Origin of the sequence: Microbacterium sp. NPDC019599, from assembly GCF_040632175.1 — a bacterium.
GTDB lineage: Bacteria > Actinomycetota > Actinomycetes > Actinomycetales > Microbacteriaceae > Microbacterium.
This window is the reverse complement of sequence record NZ_JBEYBL010000015.1, coordinates 15702-34876: the sequence shown is the minus strand read 5'-3', so window position 1 is coordinate 34876 and position 19175 is coordinate 15702. Positions and strand designations below refer to the sequence as shown.

Here is a 19175-nt window from a genome sequence, read left to right as displayed (position 1 = left end):
GGAACTCCGGTGAATGTGGTGCGGGCATCTCACAGACTCCTTCCGAGACGATCATCGCCTCATCTCAGGTGTCCGGGAAACCGGGCCAAGCTCCGGGGCCGGTGCAGGTTCCCGTTGATGCGTCCGGAGTCGCGTGGGACAGGCGCGAGACCGGCGACGCACGCGAGACGGTCGACATTCTCGAAAGCCTCGAGGCTGCCGCCGATCTGCGCGATGAATGTGGCGGCGAGGACGGGGCCGAACCCGGGCATTGTGAGCAGGAGCTGGGCGCCGTCGTGGGCGGCGACGTGTTCGGTGATCTGCGCGTCGATGCGGGCGAGGTCCTCGTCAATCGCCGCGATCGTGGCGGCGAGCTTGGTCACCAGCGCCGACCCGACCGCCTGCGCCGGGAGGGTGGTGGTCTGCTCGAGGGCGGCATCAATGGCGCTCTTCGCGACACCGGAACTGTTGCGGCAGCCGCGCGCCTTCAGCCAGGCGGCGAGCCGCGTCGCGCCGATGCGTCGGAGACTCTCTGGGGTCGCGTAGTGGGACAGCAGCACGAGCGCGGCCTTGTTCTTCTTGTAGTCGAATGCCCGTTCCAATGCAGGGAAGTACTCGAGCATCACGGCGCGCAGCCTGTTGATGGCTCGGACCCGGTCGTGGACCACGTCGAGACGGTGCGAGGTCAGCAGGCGCAGGTCGACGGCGACCTGGTTGGCGATTCGCACGGGTTGAAGGTCGGTGCGCATGCGTGCCTGATCGGCGATGATCCGGGCGTCCTTCGCGTCCGTCTTCCCGTCACCGCGATACGTGGCCGCGGCGTGGTGCACGATTCTGCCCGGGATGTAGAGCAGCTGCTGCCCATGCGCGGCGAGCAACGCGATCAACAACGCTGCGCCACCATCGGTCAGATCGGTCGCCCAGCAGACCTCGCCGTCACTCGCCAGCTCGATCACGAAGGCGATCATGTCGAGCAAGGCGGTCTCGTCATTGCCGATCTTTGCGGACCACAAGACCGCTCCTTCGTGGTCGATCACGACGCAATGATGGGTGCGTTTGCCGGCGTCGATTCCGGCCCAGACTGTCGGCATCGGGTGGGGTCCTCTCGATCAGACGAATTTGGCTTGCCCTTGTCGATGACCGCGCCGGCACGTCCTTACCCAACGATCGATGTCGCAATTCTCAATCAGCGGTCGAGCCATCGACGGGCAACGGGCGGCCATTCCCAGTGAGCCGTCCAACCGGCAGGGAGACAACTGAGCCATACCCGCAGCCCGAGGGTGACCGGAACGCTACGCCAGCTCACTCCGGCCTCGACAACAACGTAAGGAGGGAGACCTTGTCGTGGGCCCCAACAACTCAGGCATCGTTACGCTCGTGGAGCGCCAGACCCGGTATGCGCTGCTGGGCCGGCTGCCCGGGGTGCGCGACTCGTCGACGGTGATCGACGTGCTCAAGGGCATGATCACGGACCTGCCCGCAGACCTGCTGCGCACCATCACCTGGGACCAAGGCACCGAGATGGCCCAGCACGCCCGTTTCACGATGGCGACGCACTGCCGGGTGTTCTTCTGCGACCCGCACTCACCGTGGCAGCGCGGCACGAACGAGAATCTCAATCGTCCTGTCAAGCCGTGATCTCGGCGACGCGGTAGGGCTGGTTGTCGCGGAGCATGGCCCAGATCACGTTGATTCGTCGGCGGGCAAGGGCGAGCACCGCCTGCTTGTGGTTCTTCCCTTCGGCACGCTTCTTCTCGTAGTAGGCGCGAGATCTCGGGCAGTATCGTGCGGCTGATTGGGCGGACAGGTAGCAGGCTCGGAGCAGTCGCCGGTCGTAGCGGTGCGGGCGATGGTGGTTGCCGGTGATGCGCCCGGAGTCGCGTGGGACGGGTGCGAGACCGGCGATACCCGCCAAGCGGTCAGCGCTTTCGATGCTCTCGATTCCAACGCCAACGGCACCGATGAACTCGGCCGCCAATCGCGGCCCGAACCCGGGCAGGCTCAGCAGGATCTCAGCCTGCGGATGCGTGCGGAAGAGGGCCTCGATCTGCCGGTCCAGGCTTTGCACGCTCTCGCTGAGCCGTTCGATCTCGACGGCCAGGGCCGCGACGATCTCTGCGGAAACGACCTCAGAACCGATCACGGTGTACTGCGCCTCCGCCGCTGTCACGGCCGTCTCGGCGATCGCGTCGGCGCCCCTGCAGCTCTGTTTCGTGAGCCAGGTCGCGATCCGCTTCTTGCCTGCCCGACGTAACCCGGTCGCGGTCTGATACCGAGTGAGCAGTACGACCGCGGCTCGTGTGTTCGCGTAGTCGAACGCGGCCTCGAGCGCAGGGAAGTACTCCAGGAGCGTTGCCCGCAGACGGTTGAACGCACGGGTTCGGTCTGTGACGAGATCGGCTCGTCGGGCGGTGAGGACTCGAAGACTGGCGCTAATCGCGTCGCCGGATCGCAGTTCTTGCAGGTCTCGTCGCATGCGAGCCTGATCGGCAATGACGGCGGCGTCCTTCGCGTCTGTCTTCCCGTCTCCGCGATACGTCCGCGACGCGTGATGGACGGTCCTTCCCGGGATATAGAGCAGCTCCTGACCATGGCTGGCGAGCAAGGCGATCAGCAACGCGGCACCACCATGATTCAAATCCGTCGCCCAGCGGACCGCCCCACCGCCGAGTTCACACACCTCGACGATCAGGTGGAGCAGCTCCTGCTCGTCGTTGGGCACGCGGCGCGACAGCAGGGGCTTGCCGTCGTCGTCGATGAGCACGCAGTGATGGTGGTACTTGCCGGCGTCGACGCCAGCCCAGAATCGGGACACGTTCGCCCTTCCTCGGTTCGGGCGCGGCGTATTCCCGATCCCGAGCAAACGACTATGCCGACGGTTCCTTACAAAAGCGATGGATCGCGTATCTCAATCAGCGGTCGAGCCGTTGCGAGACACCGGGCGGCCAATCTCGTTGAGCCGACCTCACGGCGGCGAACACAAACGAGCCATACCCGGTGTCTCCGGGCCGGTCGAGGACTCACGACGCCCCCGATCCGCGCTCTTTCACCGTAAGGAACACCAACGGCCTGATCCGCGACTTCTACCCCAAGGGCACCGACTTCACTCAGGTCAGCAACGCCGACCTCGCCGAAACCCAGCGACTCCTCAACACCCGGCCACGCCAGACCCTCGGGTTCCACACCCCAAGTGAGAAGCTGAACCAACTGATCACCGGTGTTGCGTTGGCACCCTGAATCCGCCCGCATCCCGCGCCGCATTCGACGGAGACGAACCGATGGCTGAGGAAGCCTGCAGCTGAGGTCAGCGACCGTTCGAGTCGACCAGCGCGTCCTCGTCCTCGGCGTCGCGATCACGGCGGCGCGGCTTCGCCGGAGCATCGTGACGGGATGCCGGCACCTCGCCGCGTGCGGCCGCCTCGGCGTCTTCGCGGCGATGCGCCCGCTCGGTGCGGATGATGTAGCCGATGAAGACGAAGCCCATGAGGGCGAAAAGGATCCACTGGATCGCGTAGGAGAGGTGCGGACCGGGATCGGCCGACGGCTCTTCGAGCGGCTCGGGCCGCGTGGGAGGCGCCGGATCCTCGGAGTCCATGACGCCGAACGCGCTCAGCTCGAGTGCCTCGCCGGCCGCGGGGTCGATCGCGGCCGCGACGGTCGGCAGGTGGATCGTCGGAACCTGGCCCTCGGGGGCGGAACGGCCCGACGCAGGGAGCGGCTCGCCCGGCCGCAGCCGCACGATCACCGTCACCTCCCCCGCGGGCGGGGCGGGGATCACGTCGGGCTCGGCCTGCTCCTCGCCGGGCGGCACCCAGCCCCGATCCACCAGCAGCACGGTGCCGTCCTCGAGCTGGAAAGGCACCAGCACCTCGAAGGCCGCCGTCCCGCCGTGCGCGCGGTTGCGGACGAGGAGCTCCTCCTCGGCGAGGTACGACCCCTCGAGGATGACCGGACGCCATTCGTCCGCGGGATCGAGATCTTCACCCGGTGCGATGACCTCGCTGAGCGGCACCGGGTCGGCGTCGTAGTTCTGCTCGATGAGGGCGAGCTGCTCCGATCGGTGCGCGTTGCGCGTGAACTGCCAGTTCGCCAGGAACGCGCACGCGATCGCGAACACGATCGCTACCGCGACGTAGACGGTCCAGCGGACGGCGGCCGGGGCATCCCGACGACTCATGCGGGCTCGCTCTCGGTCCGGAGGGGCGCGACCTCGACGGGGAAGTCGCGGGTCGCGAGGAAATCGCGCAGGTAGTCGACGTGCTCGTCGCACGCGACCCAGGTCTTGCGGCGGTCCGCGGTGTGGATGCGCGGATTGCGCCAGTCGATGCGCCACGACGCCGTGGCGCGACAGGCTGCCCGCGAGCAGATCGCGGCGTCGTCGGCAGCGGTCATTCCGGGGCGTCCGGTTCGCGGTCGGGCCGTTCGGCGATCGGGAGGGGCCGCTGCTCGTCGACGCGGATGACGGGATGCTCGGTGGCCGGCGTCGGCCTCGGCGAGGGCGTCGCGGGGAGCGACCGCTCGGGGTTCTCGGGCGCTCGCGACCGCGAGTCCTGGCCCACGTTGGCGCCCACGACGGCGATGTACGGCAGGAAGACGGCTCCCGCCGCGAAGACCCACGTGTACCAGCTGTACGGATGGATCGCGACCATCAGGATGAAGCACGCCACGCGGATGCCCATCGTGATGAGGTAGCGCGTCGAGCGCGCGCTCACCTCGTCGCGCGGCGCCCGCGGAAGCGACGTCGCGGATTGGGCAGCGCTGGAGTTCTTCACGATGATTCCAGGGTACGCCGCGCGACGACCGCGGGCGTCCCCGGATCAGCTCATGCGGTAGTCCTGGAAGTTGACGGTGAACCAGCTCAGCCACGCGACGAAGATGATCGTGCCGATGATCGCCAGGCCGATGCCCACGTAGCCGAGGATCGTCCCCCACAGGCCCAGGGCGCGCCCCTGCTCTCCCGTGCGCTTGATCTGGCTGAGCGACATGTGCCCCGTGATGATTCCGACGATCGAGCCGATGAAAGGCAGGATGACGAACGCCGCGATCGAGGACACGAGCGAGACGATCGCCAGCGTGTTCGTCTTGGGTGCCGCGTAGGCGCCGTACGCGGGCGCGGCGCTGTAGGCCGGCGCGCCGCCGTACGGCGAGTAGCCGGCCGGCGGTGCCGGCTGCCCGTACGGGGGAGACGAGGGCTGCCCGTACGCCGGCGGCGCCGGCTGGCCATAGGGGGGAGCAGCGGGCGGGCCGGAGGGCGGCGGACCGCCTTCGCCGGAGCGTGTCCCGTCGTTGGTCGGATCACTCATGGCAGACCTCTTCCCTCGGCTCTCATTCCAGGGTTCCAGCGCCGCGGGAGTCTGTCAAAGGCCTCGCCGATAGGCTGGTGCGGTCCGCCTCTGACTCTCCGGGAGCCCTCATGTCCACAGACCGTGTCGTCCTCGTCACCGGCGGCAATCGCGGCATCGGCCGCGCCATCGCCGAGCGCTTCGTCGCCGAGGGCTACAAGGTGGCGGTGACCGCCCGCTCGGGCGAAGGCCCCGAGGGCACGCTCACGGTCCGTGCCGATGTCACGGATGCCGCGGCCGTCGACGCGGCCTTCTCCGAGGTCGAGGCGGCCCTCGGACCGATCGAGGTCGTCGTCGCGAACGCGGGCGTCACGAAGGACACGCTGCTGCTGCGCATGACGGAGGACGACTTCGACAGCGTCGTCGCGACGAACCTCGGCGGCGCCTTCCGTGTCGTCAAGCGGGCGTCGAAGGGGATGCTGCGCGCCAAGTGGGGCCGCGTCATCCTGATCTCGAGCGTCGTAGGGCTCTACGGATCCCCCGGACAGATCAACTACTCGTCGTCCAAGGCCGGTCTCGTCGGCTTCGCGCGCTCGCTGACGCGCGAGCTCGGCGGCCGCGGCATCACGGCCAACGTGGTGGCTCCCGGCTTCATCGAGACCGACATGACGGCGGCCCTTCCGGATGAGACGCAGGCGCAGTACAAGAGCACGATCCCGGCGGGCCGATTCGCGAGCCCGGACGAGGTCGCGGGCGTCGTGACGTGGCTCGCCTCGGACGATGCGGCGTACATCTCGGGCGCCGTCATCCCGGTCGACGGCGGCCTCGGCATGGGGCACTGAGCCCGCGCACGCCCAGGGTCGTCAGCGGTCGACGGCGTCGAGGATCGCCTGTGCCAGCTCGTCGGGCTGGGAGAACTGCGGCCAGTGTCCCGTGCCGAGCTTGACGACCTCGGCGGCCTGAATCGCCTCGAACTCGGCGGCCCACGGTCCCCAATTCGCCAGCACGGCTCGGAACTCGGCCTCCTCGGCATTGCCGGACAGGACGGTCACGGGCACGCTGTAGCGCCGTTCGTCGGCCAGGCTCAGCGGATCGGTCGGCACGCGGCCCGGCACCGAGCTCGTGCGGGCCGCCCACTTCTCGCGGGTGGCCGGGTCGAGGTCCTCCACGTCCGGCGCGTCGAACGTGTCCCACCCGGGGAACGGCACGACGCCGTCGACGAGCTCGAACTCGGAGATGCCCTGCCCGGGCGGCGTCGGGACGGAGTCGACGAAGACGACGCGCGCGACGCGGTCGGGACGCGCGTCCGCCGCACCCCACACGACGTTGCCGCCGCCGGAGTGGCCCACGAGGACGACGTCGCCCTCGAGCGCGTCGATCTCCGTCACGACGGCTGCCACCCAGTCCCCGATGCCGATCGACTCCGACTCAGGTGCGGGAACGCCGAGCCCCGGCATGCTGAGCGGGTGCGGTGTGTGACCGGCGGCTTCGAGCGCCGGAGCGACGTCCTCCCACGATGATGCGTCGAGCCAGAGTCCGGGAACCAGGATGATGTCCATCTCCCCGACGCTAGTCCGGGGGTCGGACATCCGTCAGGGCAGCAGCGGGATGACTTCGCGCAGATCGACGGGCCCGACGACGACATCCGCCTTCGCGCGGACGGCGGGCTTGGCATTGAAGGCGACGCCAAGGCCTGCGACGGCCATCATCCGAAGGTCGTTCGCGCCGTCGCCGATCGCGATCGTGCGGCCCAGCGCGATGCCCGCGTCGTGCGCCCAGCCGCTCAGGGTCCGGGCTTTCACCTCGGCGTCGACGATGCCCCCGTCGACCTCGCCCGAGAGGACGCCGCCTGTCACAGCCAGCCGGTTGGCCTGCCACACGTCCGCCCCGAGCTCCGGCGCGATCGTGTCGAGGATCTCGTGGAAGCCGCCGGAGACGACGCCGACGAGGCCGCCGCGCTCGTGGACGGCCGCGGTGAGCTCGCGCACGCCGGGGGTCGGCTCGATGCGCGCCAGCACATGCCCGAAGGCCGACACGGGGACGCCTGCGAGCGCCTTGACGCGCGAGCGCAGGCTCGTCGCGAAGTCGACCTCGCCCCGCATGGCGGCCTCGGTCGCCTCGGCGACCTCGGCGCCCCGCCCGACCTCGTCCGCGATCAGCTCGATGACCTCATTGCGGATGAGGGTCGAGTCGGCGTCCAGGACGACGAGGAAGCGGGAGGATGTCGCGGGCACGACTTCCACCGTAGCGGGGCCTGGGAGCGCCCGATGACGGCGGTCAGCGCTCGATGACGGCGCCCTTGCCGACGACCGTGATGCCGCTGTCGGTCACAGTGAACCCACGGGCGAGGTCGCGCTCGCGATCCACGCCGACCGTCGCGCCGTCGGCCAGGACGACGTTCTTGTCGAGGATCGCGCGGTGCACGCGCGCGCCCGCACCGACACGGACGTGGTCGAAGAGGACGGCATCCGTGATCGTCGCGCCGCCGCCCGAGAGCGTCCACGGTCCCACGACGCTGCGCTCGAGGTGCGTCCCCGACAGCACCGAGCCGAGCGAGACGACCGAATCGATCGCGTTGCCCATCCGCCCGACCGAGTCGCGCACGAACTTCGCGGGCGGCGAGTTGACCGTCTGCGAGTGGATCGGCCACTCCATGTTGTACAGGTTGAAGACGGGAAGGGTCGAGATGAGGTCCTGGTGCGCGTCGAAGAACGAGTCGATCGTGCCGACGTCCCGCCAGTAGTCGCGATCGCGATCCGTGGACCCAGGCACGTCGTTGCGCTTCATGTCGTAGACGCCGGCCTCGCCGCGTCCGACGAAGTAGGGGACGATGTCGCCGCCCATGTCGTGGTTGGACGTCGGCAGTTCGCCGTCGCTCTCGACCGCTTCGATGAGCGCGTCGGCGTCGAAGATGTAGTTTCCCATCGATGCGAGCACCTCACCGGGGGAGTCCGCGAGCCCCGTCGGCTTCTGGGGCTTCTCGAGGAACTCTCGGATGCGCACGGGGTCGTCGTCCGGGACGTCGATGACGCCGAACTGGTTCGCGAGCGCGATCGGCTGACGGATGCCGGCGACTGTGGCCCGCGCGCCGGATTCGATGTGCGCCGCGAGCATCTGCCGGAAGTCCATCCGGTAGACGTGATCCGCGCCGATCACGACGACGATGTCGGGCTTCTCGTCGTTGATGAGGTTGAGGCTCTGCAGGATCGCGTCGGCCGACCCCGAGAACCACCGCTTGCCGAGGCGCTGCTGCGCCGGCACGGAGGCCACGTACGAGTCGAGGAGCGCCGACATGCGCCACGTCTGCGAGATGTGGCGGTCGAGGCTGTGCGACTTGTACTGGGTCAGCACGACGATCTGTCTGAGTCCCGAATTGATGAGATTCGAGATCGCGAAGTCGATGAGCCGGTACTGGCCGCCGAACGGCACGGCGGGCTTGGCCCGATCCGCCGTCAGAGGCATCAATCTCTTCCCCTCGCCACCTGCGAGGACGATTCCGAACACCTTCGGCTGCGCTGGCATGGGACCCACATTAGGGCCCACGTCGGGACCGGGGTAGCGGGTATACCCGGCGCGTCACGTGTACTAGGTTTCGAGGCATGCGCGTGGACATCGTCACCAAGGAGTACCCGCCCGAGATCTACGGCGGAGCGGGTGTGCACGTCACCGAACTGGTCAAAGCGCTTCGAGAGTCGATCGACGTCCGCGTGCGGGCCTTCGGCGCGGAGCGCGATGAGGAGGGCACGACCGCTTACGGCGTCCCCTCCGAGCTGGCGTCGGCCAACGCGGCCCTCCAGACCCTCGGCACCGACCTCGAGATCGTGACGGACGTCGCGGGCGCCGACGTCGTGCACAGTCACACGTGGTACGCGAACTTCGCAGGGCATCTCGCGTCGCTCCTGCACGGCATCCCGCACATCGTCACCGCCCACAGCCTCGAGCCGCTGAGGCCGTGGAAGGCCGAGCAGCTCGGCGGCGGGTACGCCGTGTCGAGCTACATCGAGAAGACGGCATACGAGGGCGCGGCGGCGATCGTCGCAGTCAGCGAAGGCATGAAGGCCGACATCCTGCGCAGCTACCCGTCCCTCGACCCCGGCAAGGTGCGGGTCATCTACAACGGCATCGACGTCGAGGCGTGGCATCCCGTCGAGGATCCCGACCTGCTCGCGCAGCTGGGCGTCGACGCGTCGAAGCCCTCGATCGTCTTCGTCGGTCGCATCACGCGGCAGAAGGGCCTGCCCTACCTGCTGCGCGCGGCCGAGAAGCTGCCGCCGGACGTCCAGCTCGTGCTGTGCGCCGGCGCTCCCGACACCCCGCAGATCATGGCCGAGGTCGAGGAGCTCGTGAAGGGGCTCCAGCAGACCCGCGAGGGCATCGTGTGGCTCGACCGGCTGCTGTCGCGGCACGAGCTGTGCACGCTGCTCGCCGCCGCGACGACCTTCGTCTGCCCCTCCGTCTACGAGCCCCTCGGCATCGTGAACCTCGAGGCGATGGCGTGCGGCGCCGCCGTCGTCGGCACGGCGACGGGCGGCATCCCCGAGGTCGTCGTCGACGGCGTGACAGGGCGGCTCGTCCCGATCGAGCAGGTGCAGGACGGCACGGGAACGCCCATCGACCCGGAGAAGTTCGTCGACGACCTCGCGCGCGTCCTCAGCGAGGTCGTCTCGGATCGGGAGCGGGCCGCGGCCTACGGGGCGGCAGGGCGGGAGCGCGCGGCGAACGACTTCAGCTGGGCGTCGATCGCGCAGACGACCGAGGCCCTGTACGCGGAGGTCGCGCGCGAGGGCCGATAGGCTGACGGCATGGCGCAAGTCCTCCAGTTCTCCGACGTCGTCGTCCGCCGAAACGCCCGTGACATCGTCGATCGGCTGAACTGGTCGGTCGACGACGACGAGCGCTGGGTCATCCTCGGGCCGAACGGCGCGGGCAAGACGACGCTGCTGCAGCTGGCCGACACGCTGCTGCACCCCACCTCGGGCACGGTGACGATCCTCGGCGAGCGGCTCGGCCGCACGGACGTCTTCGAGCTGCGGCCCCGCATCGGCTTCGCCTCCTCCGCCATGGCCAGGATCGTCCCGGAGGACGAGACCGTCATCAACGTCGTGCTGACGGCGGCGTTCTCCGTGCTCGGGCGCTGGAACGAGGACTACGAGGACCTCGACGAGCGCCGCGCGCTGCGCGTCCTGGCCGAGTGGAAGCTCGAGGACCTCGCCGACCGCACCTTCGGGACCCTGTCCGACGGCGAGCAGAAGCGCGTCCAGATCGCGCGTGCCGTCATGACAGACCCCGAGCTCCTGCTCCTGGACGAGCCCACCGCGAGCCTCGACCTCGGCGCCCGCGAAGAGCTCCTGCAGCTCCTCGGCGGGTACGCGCAGGCGCCCACGACGCCCGCCATGATCATGGTGACCCACCACGTCGAGGAGATCCCGGTCGGCTTCACGCACGTCCTGCTCCTGCGCGACGGCGGGATCGTGGCGGCGGGCCCGATCGAGGAGACGCTGACGGCGGAGAACCTCACCGCGACGTTCGGGCTGCCCATCACGCTGACGTCGGAGGACGGCCGCCACGCGGCCCGCGCGACGTCCTGAGGGCGCCGGCCCGGCCGATTCCGCAGCACGGCCTCCGGGCTGGTAAGATCGATCTTTGGTGCGCTCGCACCACAGACTTCGTCCGCCCTGGCAAAATCCAGGGCACCACACCTTGAAGGACTTCCCATGAAGACTGACATCCACCCCGAGTACAAGGCCGTCGTGTTCCGCGACCTCGGCTCGGGCGAGACGTTCCTCACCCGCTCCACCGTTTCGAGCGACAAGACGATCGAGCTCGACGGCGTCGAGTACCCGGTCATCGACGTCGAGATCTCGTCGGCGTCGCACCCGTTCTACACGGGCAAGCAGCGCATCATGGACTCGGCCGGTCGCGTCGAGAAGTTCAACCAGCGCTTCAAGAACTTCGGCTCGAAGTAAGCAGCTGTTCCGAAAGGCCCCGGCGATGCCGGGGCCTTTCGCGTCCCCTCAGCGGATCGGCCAGCTGCCGTCGACCGTCTCGTCGGGGTCGAGGCGGCCGATGCTGATGAAGTACTCCGTGAGGCTCGCGGCCTGAGCGCGCGCCCAGCTGATCTGCCGTGTGTGCAGTTCGTGCGCGCTCGCCGGCAGCCACGGCGCGTACCGCTCGGCGAGAGCCTGAGCGACGCGTCCGGCCGCGACGGCGTCCGCGGATGCCTCATGGGCGCCGTCGAGCCGCACGGCGTAGTGCTGGGCCACGACCGTGAGGGTCCGCTTGCCGCGGCGCCACCGGTCGTACGCCTTGTCGACGACGAGCGGATCGATGACGGGCGCGGGCGCGAGGATCGGCTCGACGCCGTGGCGCACGGCCTCGTTCTTGAGCAGCGAGAAGTCGTACGGCGCGTTGTAGGCGACGATCGGGATGCCGGCATCCAGGATCCCGCGGAGGGCGTCGACGATCTCGCCGACGACGTCCCGCGCGGGACGTCCGTGCGCGCGGGCGTGCTCGGTCGTCAGGCCGTGCACGGCCGTCGCGCCCTCGGGGATCGGCACGCCGGGATCGGCGAGCCAGTCGCGCGCCGTCAGCACGGTGCCCCCGGCATCCAGCACCCCGACATGTGCCGTGACGATGCGGTCGGACGTGACGTCCACGCCCGTCGTCTCGAGGTCGAAGACGCCGATGAGCCGGCTCCACTCGGGTGATCTGAATAGGGCGAGGGGCTCCATGCCGCTCACGGTATGGGCCGCCACCGACATTTCCGATCAGGCGCGCGGCCTCGCCGTCCGACATCGCCGGGCAGGCACGCGGCGCGTGCACAGGGCGGCTCCGTAGACTCGAGGGCGTGCCGGTCGTCAGTCCCTACTCGCCTCTGCTCGCCGCCATCCCCGTCGTGCGCCGCGAGGTCGAGGTGCTGGGCGGAACGACGGCGTACTGGATCTACGGGCCGGAGGACGCCGAGACCACGATCCTCGCCGTCCACGGCTTCCGCGGCGAGCACCACGGGCTCGAGCCCGTCGTCGCGCACCTGCCCGACGTGCGCATCGTCTCGCCCGACCTGCCCGGATTCGGCGAGACGCCGCCGCTTCCGGGGCGCCGGCACGACCTCGGTGCCTACGCCGACTGGCTGAGGGCCTTCGCCGCCGCGGTCGCCCCGGGCGCGATCATCCTCGGCCACTCGTTCGGCTCGATCGTCGTCGCGGCCGCAGTCGCGGGCGGGCTCGAGACGCCGCGCGTCATCCTCGTGAACCCCATCGGCGCGCCCGCGCTCGAGGGCCCGCGTGGGCTGCTCACACGCCTCGCGGTCTTCTACTACTGGTCCGGGGCGCGTCTTCCCAAGGGCCTCGGCGACGCGCTGCTGCGCAACGGGCTGATCGTGCGGGTCATGAGCGTCTCGATGGCCAAGACCCGGGATCGCGACCTGCGCAGGTTCATCCACGACCAGCACGACACCTACTTCTCCCGCTTCGCCGACCGCGACGTGCTGCACGACGCCTTCCTCGCCTCGGTGTCGCACGACGTCCGTGAATTCGCGCCGCGCATCGCGCAGCCGACGCTGCTCGTCGCGGCCCAGAAGGACGACATCACCCCCATCGAGGCGGAGCGCCACCTCGCGACGCTCTTCCCGTCCGCGCAGCTCGTCGAGATTCCGGATGTCGGGCATCTCATCCACTACGAGACGCCGGCTCCCGCCGCCGAGGCGATCAGGCGGTTTCTCGCGCCTTCCGAGCCCGGTACGCGTTGACGTTCATGCGGTTGCCGCAGTTGCCGGTGTCGCAGTAGCGCTTGGAGCCGTTGCGCGAGTAGTCGATGTAGACGGCATCGCAGTCGTCCGCCGAGCACACGCGCACGCGGCCGTACTCGTCCGACCGGATGACGTCGACGAACGCCATCGCGGCTTCGACGAGCATCCGGGTCGCGAGCGGCGCGTCGTCGGAGGTCCCGTGGATGTGCCAGTCGTACCCGTCGTGCGTCGTGAGCTGGGGGAGCGCGCCGCCGTCGCGCAGCATCGCGTTCACAAGCGGAACGGCGTCGTCACGTCCGACATCCCACAGCCGGCGCACGCGCGGGCGGATGTCGCGGATGGCGTCGAGCTCGGCCTGCGTGCGCCTGATCCGACCCGTGTAGGGGTTCGCCTCGAGGTAGACGTCGAGCTCGGCGAGCGTCGTGAGACGGTCCGGATCATCGTGCCCGGGGAGGGTGTTGACGAGGTCGACGACGGCCGCGAGCGAGCGCGCTGTGTCATGGATGAACACCATGTTGACTCCTGACGCTTCGGACCGGTACTGTCACCAGTGTAATCTCCGACACTCATGACAGGCGGATGACATGACGGCCACCGCGTCGCCTCGGCTCGAACCTACGTCGACGCGCCGCGTGAGTACGGCCGGTCTCATCATGGCGGTCGCATCCGCTCTCGCCTTCTCATCCAGCGGCCCGTTCGTGAAGCCGCTGCTCGAAGCAGGATGGTCGCTCGGTGCGGCGCTCCTCGTGCGCATGGGCGTGTCGGGGCTGATCCTGGCGCCCGCCCTCATCGGCGCCATCCGCCGGGAGCGGTCGTTCCTCCGCCGGCACTGGCGGATGCTGCTCCTGTTCGGCCTCGTGCCGGTCGCCGGATGCCAGCTGCTGTTCTTCTCGGCGATGCAGCGGATGCCGGTCGCCGTGGCCCTTCTCATCCAGTACCTCGCCCCCGTCCTGCTCGTCGGACTCGCGTGGATCCAGACGCGCCGGGCCCCCTCACGCCTGGTCGTCGTCGGATCCGTCGTCGCGATCTCCGGGCTCGTCCTCGTCGTCGACATCTCGGGAGCGTCCTTCGACCTGCTCGGCACGATCCTGGCGCTCGGCGCCGCGGTCTGCGTCGGCGCGTACTTCCTCATCTCGGAACGGACGGGCGGCGACCTCCCGCCCCTCGCGCTCGCCTCAGGCGGACTGCTCGTGGGAGCGGCGCTCATGGCCGTGCTGTGCGAGACGGGGATCATGCCGTTCCAGGCGCCGGCCGTCGATGTGGTCCTCGCCGGCGCGACCGTGCCCGGCATCCTCCCGATCATGTGGGTGTCGGCGGTCGGCACGACGCTCGGCTACGCCCTCGGGGTCATGGCGGTGCCGCGGATCGGCTCGCGCGTCGCGTCCTTCGTCGGTCTTTCCGAGGTCCTCTTCGCGCTCGGGTTCGCGTGGCTCTTCCTCGGCGAGGTGCCCGCACCCGTGCAATTCGTGGGCGGCGCGCTCATCCTCGCGGGCGTGGTCCTCGTCCGGCTGGACGCCGACCGCCGCGAGGGCGCACTCACGACTCCTGCTGCGCCAGCTCCATGAGCGGTGCCACGCGGTAGCCGATCACCTCGCCCATCACGAGCGAGGTCTCGGTGCGCTCGACGCCCTCGACCGCGAGGATGCGCGCATCCGTGTCGAAGAGGTGCTGGGTGTCGCGGCACGCGACGCGGACGAGCAGATCGACCTGTCCGCTGAGCCCGTGGACCTGCACGATCTCAGGGATGTGCTGGAGCTCCTGGCTGATGCGGGGGAGGTCCGCCTGGCGCACGATGACACTCACGAACGCCTCGATCGGGAACCCCAGGGCGGCGGATGAGATCGCGCGCTCGTAGGAGAGGAAGACGCCCGCGCGCTCGAGCCGCCCCATGCGTGCCTGCACCGTGTTGCGCGACATCCCGAGCTTGTCGGACAGCGCGACGACGGTGGCTCGCGGATCCTGGGAGAGGGCCGAGAGGAGCTCGAGGTCGACTCGATCGAGGGTGCTCATAGTGCGAAAGATTAGCACGATGCGAGGGGGAGGTGTTGCGCAACATGCTCAAGTGAATCGAGCATACTTGAGCGAGGTGCAAGATCGACGTAGTCTCAGCCATGTCGGCGACGCTGCCGGCGCTCCGAAGGGGACCGCTCCACGAAGGCTGGTCTCCCCGCGAAGGGATGACGACGATGCACACCCTCACACCACAGACGGATCTCGCGACAGACGTCGACGACGTCGCTCGGCTCGTGAACGAGGACGGCGAACGCGTCGCCGATCCTGAGCTCGACCGCTGGGTCGCCGACGTCGACGCCGAGACGCTGCGCGGGCTCTACCGCGACATGGTGCTCGTGCGCCGCATCGACACGGAGGGCGTCGCCCTCCAGCGGCAGGGGCAGCTCGGCCTCTGGGCGCCGTGCCAGGGCCAGGAGGGCGTGCAGGTGGGCACCGCGCACGCGCTGCGCGGAGACGACTTCGCCTTCCCGAGCTACCGCGAGATCGGCGTGCAGCACGTCCGCGGTGCCAAGCCCGCCGACTTCGTGATCGCGTGGCGCGGCGAGGAGCACTCCACGTACAACCCCTACGACATCGGCACGGCGACCCCCCAGATCATCATCGGAGCGCAGAGCCTGCACGCCGTCGGCTACGCGATGGGCATCCAGCGCGACGGCACGGACCAGGTCGCCGCCGCCTACTTCGGCGACGGCGCGTCCAGCCAGGGCGACGTCAACGAAGCCATGGTCTTCGCCTCGTCGTTCCGCGCGCCCGTCGTGTTCGTCTGCACGAACAACCAGTGGGCGATCTCGGAGCCCGTCGCCGTCCAGGCGAAGTTCCCGATCGCGGGCCGCGCGCCGGGCTTCGGCATCCCGAGCATGCGCATCGACGGCAACGACGTCCTGGCGAGCCTCGCGGCCATGCGGTGGGCGGTCGACCACGCGCGCCGCGGCGGCGGCCCCACGTTCATCGAGGCCGTCACGTACCGCATGGGTCCCCACACGACTTCGGACGACCCGACGCGCTACCGCGACAAGGACGAGGTCGAGCGCTGGCGCCGTCGCGACCCGATCGCTCGCGTCGAGGCGCTCCTGCGCTCGCAGAACGAGTTCGGCGAGGACTTCCAGGCCGAGGTCGCGGCCGACGCCGACCGCCTGGGTGCCGCCGTGCGCGCGGCCGCCCTGGGCGCCGTCTCGCGCGAGCCCATCGGCGTCTTCGACCACGTCTACGAAGAGCCCCACACGGGTCTCGCCGAGCAGCGCGACCACTTCGCCCGCTACCTCGCGGGATTCCAGACGGATGCCGCGACCGCGGAGGCGGCGCGATGACCGAGCTGACGATGGCCAAGGCCATCAACGAAGGCCTGCGGCGGGCGATGAGCGACGACCCGAAGGTGCTCGTCATGGGCGAGGACATCGGCAAGCTCGGCGGCGTCTTCCGCGTCACCGACGGGCTCCTCGACGAGTTCGGCGCGCAGCGGGTCGTGGACACGCCCCTCGCGGAGTCGGGGATCATGGGCACGGCCGTGGGCCTGGCCTTCCGCGGCTACCGCCCTGTCGTCGAGATCCAGTTCGACGGATTCGTGTACCCCGCGTTCGACCAGATCGTGTGCCAGGTCGCCAAGCTGCACTACCGCACGCGCGGCAACGTGAAGATGCCCATCACGATCCGCATCCCGTGGGCGGGCGGCGTCGGCGCGGCGGAGCACCACTCCGAGTCGCCCGAGGCGTACTTCGTGCACACGTCGGGCCTGCGCGTCATCGCGGTCTCCAATCCGCAGGACGCCTACGTCATGCTGCGCCAGGCCATCGCGTGCGACGACCCCGTCGTCTACTTCGAGCCCAAGCGCCTGTACCACTCGAAGGGCGAGGTCGACCTCGGCGCCGACCTCGCGGACGCCGCCCCCATGGGGCTCGCCCGCATCGCGCGCGAGGGCAGCGACGTCACTCTCCTGGCCTACGGCGCGCAGGTGCGCACGGCGCTGGACGCCGCGACGGCCGCGGAGGACGAGGGCATCTCGATCGAGGTCATCGACCTCCGCTCCATCTCGCCCGTCGACTACCGCACCGTCACGGCATCGGTCCGCAAGACGGGCCGCGTCGTGGTGACGCACGAGGCGGCCCGCGAGGCCGGCGTCGGCGCCGAGCTCATCGCGAGCATCACGGAGAAGTGCTTCAACCACCTCGAGGCCGCGCCGGTGCGCGTGACGGGCCACGACATCCCGTACCCTCCCGCGAAGCTCGAGAAGCACCACCTTCCCGACCTCGATCGCATCCTCGACGGCGTCGACCGCGTCCTGGATCGACCGAACAGCCTCAGCGGGGTGTCTGACCTGTGATCACCGAATTCCGGCTCCCCGACCTCGGCGAGGGGCTCCCCGAGGCCGAGCTCGTGCAGTGGCTCGTCGCCGAGGGCGACACCGTCACGCTCAACCAGACGATCGCGGAGGTCGAGACGGCAAAAGCCGTCGTCGAGCTGCCGTCCCCGTACGCGGGCGTCATCTCCAAGCTCCACGCCGCCGCCGGCGACATCGTCGCGGTGGGCTCCGTGCTCATCGCCTTCGACGTGCCGGGGGAGGATGCCGCTCCCGCCGCGGACGCCGGGTCCGCCGCGGTCGCAGCGGCCGCCGCGTCCGCCGAGACGCCGGCTCAAGTTCCCGCCGCGGCACAAGCGCCCGCCGCGGCACAAGCACCCGCGCCGGGCCAGGAGCACGCCCAGGCACAGCCCAACCTCGTCGGCTACGGCGCCGCACCCCAGGCGGCGGGCCGCCCGACCCGCCGCGCACGGGTGGCCGCGGCATCCGTCTCCTCGGCGGGAGCGGACACCGCCGTGCTCGAAGCCGCACCGCACGATGTCCTGCACGCACCGGACGTCGTCGAGGCGCCGCTCGAGCGGCCGAGGTCGACGCCGCCCGTGCGCAAGCTCGCGAAGGATCTCGGGATCGACCTGGGGCTCGTCGAGCCCACGGGCTCCGACGGGCTCATCACGCGCGCCGACGTCGAGGCGTACGCCGAGCGGATCGGCGCGGCGGCGCCCGCAGTCGCCGAGGTCGACGCGGAACCGGCTCCCGCGTCTCCGGCAGCCCTCGCCGAGCGATCCGCCGTCGAGCGCGAGCGCCGCATCCCGATCCGGGGCGTCCGCAAGCACACGGCCGAGGCGATGGTGCGCAGCGCCTTCACCGCACCTCACGTCACGACCTTCCTCACGGTGGACATCACGGCCACGACCGAGCTCATCGCCTCCCTCAAGGCGGACCGGTCGCTCCAGGGCCACCGCATCGGCATCCTCGCCGTCGCGGCGAAGGCCGTGTGCCTCGCGCTGGCCCGCACTCCGGAGCTCAACTCCCGCTGGGACGAGGAGCACGGCGAGATCGTCGAGTTCGGCTACGTGAACCTCGGGATCGCGGCGGCGACCCAGCGCGGTCTCGTCGTCCCGAACGTCCGGGACGCCGACGCGCTCACGCTCGTCGAGCTCGCCGACGCCATCGGCGGTCTCGCCGAGACGGCTCGCGCCGGCAAGACGTCGCCCGCCGACATGATGAACGGGACCTTCTCGATCACGAACGTGGGCGTCTTCGGCGTCGACGCCGGAACGCCGATCCTGAACCCCGGCGAAGCGGGCATCCTCGCACTGGGCGCCGTCCGGCGCCAGCCCTGGGAGCACCGCGGCGAGATCGCGCTGCGCGATGTCATGACGCTCGCGCTCTCGTTCGACCATCGCCTCGTGGATGGTGAGCAGGGTGCGCGCTTCCTGGCCGACGTCGGAGCGATCCTCCGCGAGCCGGGCCGCGCGATGCTCATGCGCTGACTTGGGGGAGCGGGATGCCGCGTCGCAGGCTGAGCCGGCGGCGCGGCATCCCTGATCGCGGCGCGCTCTCGGCATCCCTGATCCCGGCGCGCTTCCACGCGTCCCGAACTCCGGCTGTCTGGGACGACACGCCGCGCGGCGCTTCGTCGGGGTCGACTCGCGGCGCAGTCAGCCGGAGTTGGGTACGTCCGAGCCAGGCGCCAGGGCTCGCCGGGCCGCGGCATCCCGCATCCCGGCGCGCTCTCGGCATCTCTTATCCCGGCGCGCTCCCGCGCGTCCCGAACTCCGGCTGTCTGGGACGACACGCCGCGCGGCGCTTCGTCGGGGTCGACTCGCGGCGCAGTCAGCCGGAGTTGGGTACGTCCGAG

General features: G+C 69.9%; 21 protein-coding genes and 1 pseudogene. 10 read left to right on the top strand and 12 right to left on the bottom strand.

Going from position 1 to position 19175, the window contains the following annotated elements; genetic code table 11:
* Positions 1-59: 59 nt before the first annotated feature.
* Complete coding sequence (locus ABZ477_RS18920) at positions 60-1070, bottom strand: IS110 family transposase (protein ID WP_360136358.1); 1011 nt, start codon at positions 1068-1070, stop codon at positions 60-62.
* A 238-nt stretch (positions 1071-1308) separates the two neighbouring features.
* Between ABZ477_RS18920 and ABZ477_RS18915 the strand changes: the two are divergent.
* A pseudogene (locus ABZ477_RS18915) lies at positions 1309-1599 on the top strand (IS30 family transposase); the annotation flags it as partial.
* Between the two features lie 7 nt (positions 1600-1606).
* Here the strand turns inward: ABZ477_RS18915 and ABZ477_RS18910 are convergent.
* From ABZ477_RS18910 to ABZ477_RS18890, 5 genes are all read right to left on the bottom strand, one after another.
* Positions 1607-2794 carry an IS110 family transposase gene (locus tag ABZ477_RS18910; protein ID WP_360136356.1) on the bottom strand — a complete coding sequence of 396 codons (1188 nt, stop codon included), beginning with the start codon at positions 2792-2794 and terminating at the stop codon, positions 1607-1609.
* Positions 2795-3283: 489 nt separating this feature from the next.
* Positions 3284-4156 (bottom strand): SURF1 family cytochrome oxidase biogenesis protein, encoded by an 873-nt coding sequence (locus ABZ477_RS18905; protein WP_360136355.1) that lies wholly within the window; start codon positions 4154-4156, stop codon positions 3284-3286.
* Positions 4153-4371 carry a hypothetical protein gene (locus ABZ477_RS18900; protein ID WP_360136353.1) on the bottom strand — a complete coding sequence of 73 codons (219 nt, stop codon included), beginning with the start codon at positions 4369-4371 and terminating at the stop codon, positions 4153-4155. The genes ABZ477_RS18905 and ABZ477_RS18900 overlap by 4 nt, the downstream gene beginning before the upstream one ends.
* Complete coding sequence (locus ABZ477_RS18895; RefSeq protein ID WP_360136351.1) at positions 4368-4751, bottom strand: DUF3099 domain-containing protein; 384 nt, start codon at positions 4749-4751, stop codon at positions 4368-4370. Before ABZ477_RS18895 ends, ABZ477_RS18900 begins: the two co-directional genes overlap by 4 nt.
* A gap of 45 nt (positions 4752-4796) precedes the next feature.
* Complete coding sequence (locus ABZ477_RS18890; protein WP_360136349.1) at positions 4797-5282, bottom strand: DUF4190 domain-containing protein; 486 nt, start codon at positions 5280-5282, stop codon at positions 4797-4799.
* 110 nt (positions 5283-5392) lie between these two features.
* Here ABZ477_RS18890 and fabG point away from each other — a divergent pair, with 110 nt between their 5' ends.
* Positions 5393-6103 carry a 3-oxoacyl-ACP reductase FabG gene (fabG, locus tag ABZ477_RS18885; protein ID WP_360136347.1) on the top strand — a complete coding sequence of 237 codons (711 nt, stop codon included), beginning with the start codon at positions 5393-5395 and terminating at the stop codon, positions 6101-6103.
* Between the two features lie 21 nt (positions 6104-6124).
* On the opposite strand, the gene ABZ477_RS18880 is transcribed toward fabG, so the two are convergent.
* From ABZ477_RS18880 to ABZ477_RS18870, 3 genes are read right to left on the bottom strand one after another with little or no spacing between them, the layout of a single operon-like run.
* The gene (locus tag ABZ477_RS18880) at positions 6125-6820 is read right to left on the bottom strand and encodes an alpha/beta hydrolase (protein ID WP_360136345.1); all 696 of its coding nucleotides are present in this window, start codon (positions 6818-6820) and stop codon (positions 6125-6127) included.
* A gap of 33 nt (positions 6821-6853) precedes the next feature.
* Positions 6854-7495 carry a phosphoserine phosphatase SerB gene (gene serB, locus ABZ477_RS18875; RefSeq protein ID WP_360136343.1) on the bottom strand — a complete coding sequence of 214 codons (642 nt, stop codon included), beginning with the start codon at positions 7493-7495 and terminating at the stop codon, positions 6854-6856.
* A gap of 43 nt (positions 7496-7538) precedes the next feature.
* Positions 7539-8783, bottom strand: a complete 1245-nt coding sequence (locus ABZ477_RS18870; RefSeq protein ID WP_360136341.1) for a glucose-1-phosphate adenylyltransferase — start codon at positions 8781-8783, stop codon at positions 7539-7541.
* A gap of 77 nt (positions 8784-8860) precedes the next feature.
* Here ABZ477_RS18870 and glgA point away from each other — a divergent pair, with 77 nt between their 5' ends.
* From glgA to ABZ477_RS18855, 3 genes are all read left to right on the top strand, one after another.
* Positions 8861-10054, top strand: a complete 1194-nt coding sequence (gene glgA / locus ABZ477_RS18865; protein WP_360136339.1) for a glycogen synthase — start codon at positions 8861-8863, stop codon at positions 10052-10054.
* Between the two features lie 9 nt (positions 10055-10063).
* Positions 10064-10849, top strand: coding sequence for an ABC transporter ATP-binding protein (locus tag ABZ477_RS18860; protein ID WP_360136337.1), 786 nt, complete (start codon positions 10064-10066; stop codon positions 10847-10849).
* A 126-nt stretch (positions 10850-10975) separates the two neighbouring features.
* Positions 10976-11227: a type B 50S ribosomal protein L31 gene (locus ABZ477_RS18855; RefSeq protein WP_360136335.1), complete on the top strand. Its 252-nt coding sequence runs from the start codon at positions 10976-10978 to the stop codon at positions 11225-11227.
* Between the two features lie 48 nt (positions 11228-11275).
* Here the strand turns inward: ABZ477_RS18855 and ABZ477_RS18850 are convergent, their stop codons facing one another.
* Complete coding sequence (locus tag ABZ477_RS18850; RefSeq protein ID WP_360136333.1) at positions 11276-11992, bottom strand: 3'-5' exonuclease; 717 nt, start codon at positions 11990-11992, stop codon at positions 11276-11278.
* A 116-nt stretch (positions 11993-12108) separates the two neighbouring features.
* On the opposite strand from ABZ477_RS18850, the gene ABZ477_RS18845 reads away from it, so the two are divergent.
* On the top strand, positions 12109-13008 hold the full coding sequence (locus ABZ477_RS18845; RefSeq protein WP_360136331.1) for an alpha/beta hydrolase: 900 nt from the start codon (positions 12109-12111) through the stop codon (positions 13006-13008).
* Here ABZ477_RS18845 and ABZ477_RS18840 read toward each other — a convergent pair.
* Complete coding sequence (locus ABZ477_RS18840) at positions 12968-13522, bottom strand: CGNR zinc finger domain-containing protein (protein ID WP_360136329.1); 555 nt, start codon at positions 13520-13522, stop codon at positions 12968-12970. The two genes, ABZ477_RS18845 and ABZ477_RS18840, sit on opposite strands and share 41 nt — an antisense overlap.
* A gap of 70 nt (positions 13523-13592) precedes the next feature.
* Between ABZ477_RS18840 and ABZ477_RS18835 the strand changes: the two genes are divergently transcribed.
* Positions 13593-14573, top strand: a complete 981-nt coding sequence (locus ABZ477_RS18835; RefSeq protein WP_360136327.1) for a DMT family transporter — start codon at positions 13593-13595, stop codon at positions 14571-14573.
* On the opposite strand, the gene ABZ477_RS18830 is transcribed toward ABZ477_RS18835, so the two are convergent.
* Positions 14545-15018: an Lrp/AsnC family transcriptional regulator gene (locus ABZ477_RS18830; RefSeq protein WP_360136325.1), complete on the bottom strand. Its 474-nt coding sequence runs from the start codon at positions 15016-15018 to the stop codon at positions 14545-14547. The two genes, ABZ477_RS18835 and ABZ477_RS18830, sit on opposite strands and share 29 nt — an antisense overlap.
* Before the next feature lie 167 nt (positions 15019-15185).
* Here ABZ477_RS18830 and pdhA point away from each other — a divergent pair, with 167 nt between their 5' ends.
* The 3 genes from pdhA to ABZ477_RS18815 are packed head-to-tail and all read left to right on the top strand — an operon-like array spanning position 15186 to position 18807.
* Positions 15186-16328 (top strand): pyruvate dehydrogenase (acetyl-transferring) E1 component subunit alpha, encoded by a 1143-nt coding sequence (gene pdhA, locus ABZ477_RS18825; RefSeq protein ID WP_360136323.1) that lies wholly within the window; start codon positions 15186-15188, stop codon positions 16326-16328.
* Positions 16325-17338 carry an alpha-ketoacid dehydrogenase subunit beta gene (locus ABZ477_RS18820; protein ID WP_360136321.1) on the top strand — a complete coding sequence of 338 codons (1014 nt, stop codon included), beginning with the start codon at positions 16325-16327 and terminating at the stop codon, positions 17336-17338. The genes pdhA and ABZ477_RS18820 overlap by 4 nt, the downstream gene beginning before the upstream one ends.
* The gene (locus ABZ477_RS18815) at positions 17335-18807 is read left to right on the top strand and encodes a dihydrolipoamide acetyltransferase family protein (RefSeq protein ID WP_360136319.1); all 1473 of its coding nucleotides are present in this window, start codon (positions 17335-17337) and stop codon (positions 18805-18807) included. The genes ABZ477_RS18820 and ABZ477_RS18815 overlap by 4 nt, the downstream gene beginning before the upstream one ends.
* The last annotated feature ends 368 nt before the right edge of the window (positions 18808-19175 follow it).

Excerpts from the sequence above, each read along its gene's own strand:
- ABZ477_RS18920 (WP_360136358.1), bottom strand. The coding sequence starts at position 1,070 with ATGCCGACAGTCTGGGCCGGAATCGACGCCGGCAAACGCACCCATCAT.
- ABZ477_RS18905 (WP_360136355.1), bottom strand. The coding sequence starts at position 4,156 with ATGAGTCGTCGGGATGCCCCGGCCGCCGTCCGCTGGACCGTCTACGTC.
- ABZ477_RS18900 (WP_360136353.1), bottom strand. The coding sequence starts at position 4,371 with ATGACCGCTGCCGACGACGCCGCGATCTGCTCGCGGGCAGCCTGTCGC.
- ABZ477_RS18890 (WP_360136349.1), bottom strand. The coding sequence starts at position 5,282 with ATGAGTGATCCGACCAACGACGGGACACGCTCCGGCGAAGGCGGTCCG.
- fabG (WP_360136347.1), top strand. The coding sequence starts at position 5,393 with ATGTCCACAGACCGTGTCGTCCTCGTCACCGGCGGCAATCGCGGCATC.
- ABZ477_RS18880 (WP_360136345.1), bottom strand. The coding sequence starts at position 6,820 with ATGGACATCATCCTGGTTCCCGGACTCTGGCTCGACGCATCATCGTGG.
- ABZ477_RS18870 (WP_360136341.1), bottom strand. The coding sequence starts at position 8,783 with ATGCCAGCGCAGCCGAAGGTGTTCGGAATCGTCCTCGCAGGTGGCGAG.
- glgA (WP_360136339.1), top strand. The coding sequence starts at position 8,861 with ATGCGCGTGGACATCGTCACCAAGGAGTACCCGCCCGAGATCTACGGC.
- ABZ477_RS18860 (WP_360136337.1), top strand. The coding sequence starts at position 10,064 with ATGGCGCAAGTCCTCCAGTTCTCCGACGTCGTCGTCCGCCGAAACGCC.
- ABZ477_RS18855 (WP_360136335.1), top strand. The coding sequence starts at position 10,976 with ATGAAGACTGACATCCACCCCGAGTACAAGGCCGTCGTGTTCCGCGAC.
- ABZ477_RS18850 (WP_360136333.1), bottom strand. The coding sequence starts at position 11,992 with ATGGAGCCCCTCGCCCTATTCAGATCACCCGAGTGGAGCCGGCTCATC.
- ABZ477_RS18840 (WP_360136329.1), bottom strand. The coding sequence starts at position 13,522 with ATGGTGTTCATCCATGACACAGCGCGCTCGCTCGCGGCCGTCGTCGAC.
- ABZ477_RS18835 (WP_360136327.1), top strand. The coding sequence starts at position 13,593 with ATGACGGCCACCGCGTCGCCTCGGCTCGAACCTACGTCGACGCGCCGC.
- ABZ477_RS18830 (WP_360136325.1), bottom strand. The coding sequence starts at position 15,018 with ATGAGCACCCTCGATCGAGTCGACCTCGAGCTCCTCTCGGCCCTCTCC.
- pdhA (WP_360136323.1), top strand. The coding sequence starts at position 15,186 with ATGACGACGATGCACACCCTCACACCACAGACGGATCTCGCGACAGAC.
- ABZ477_RS18820 (WP_360136321.1), top strand. The coding sequence starts at position 16,325 with ATGACCGAGCTGACGATGGCCAAGGCCATCAACGAAGGCCTGCGGCGG.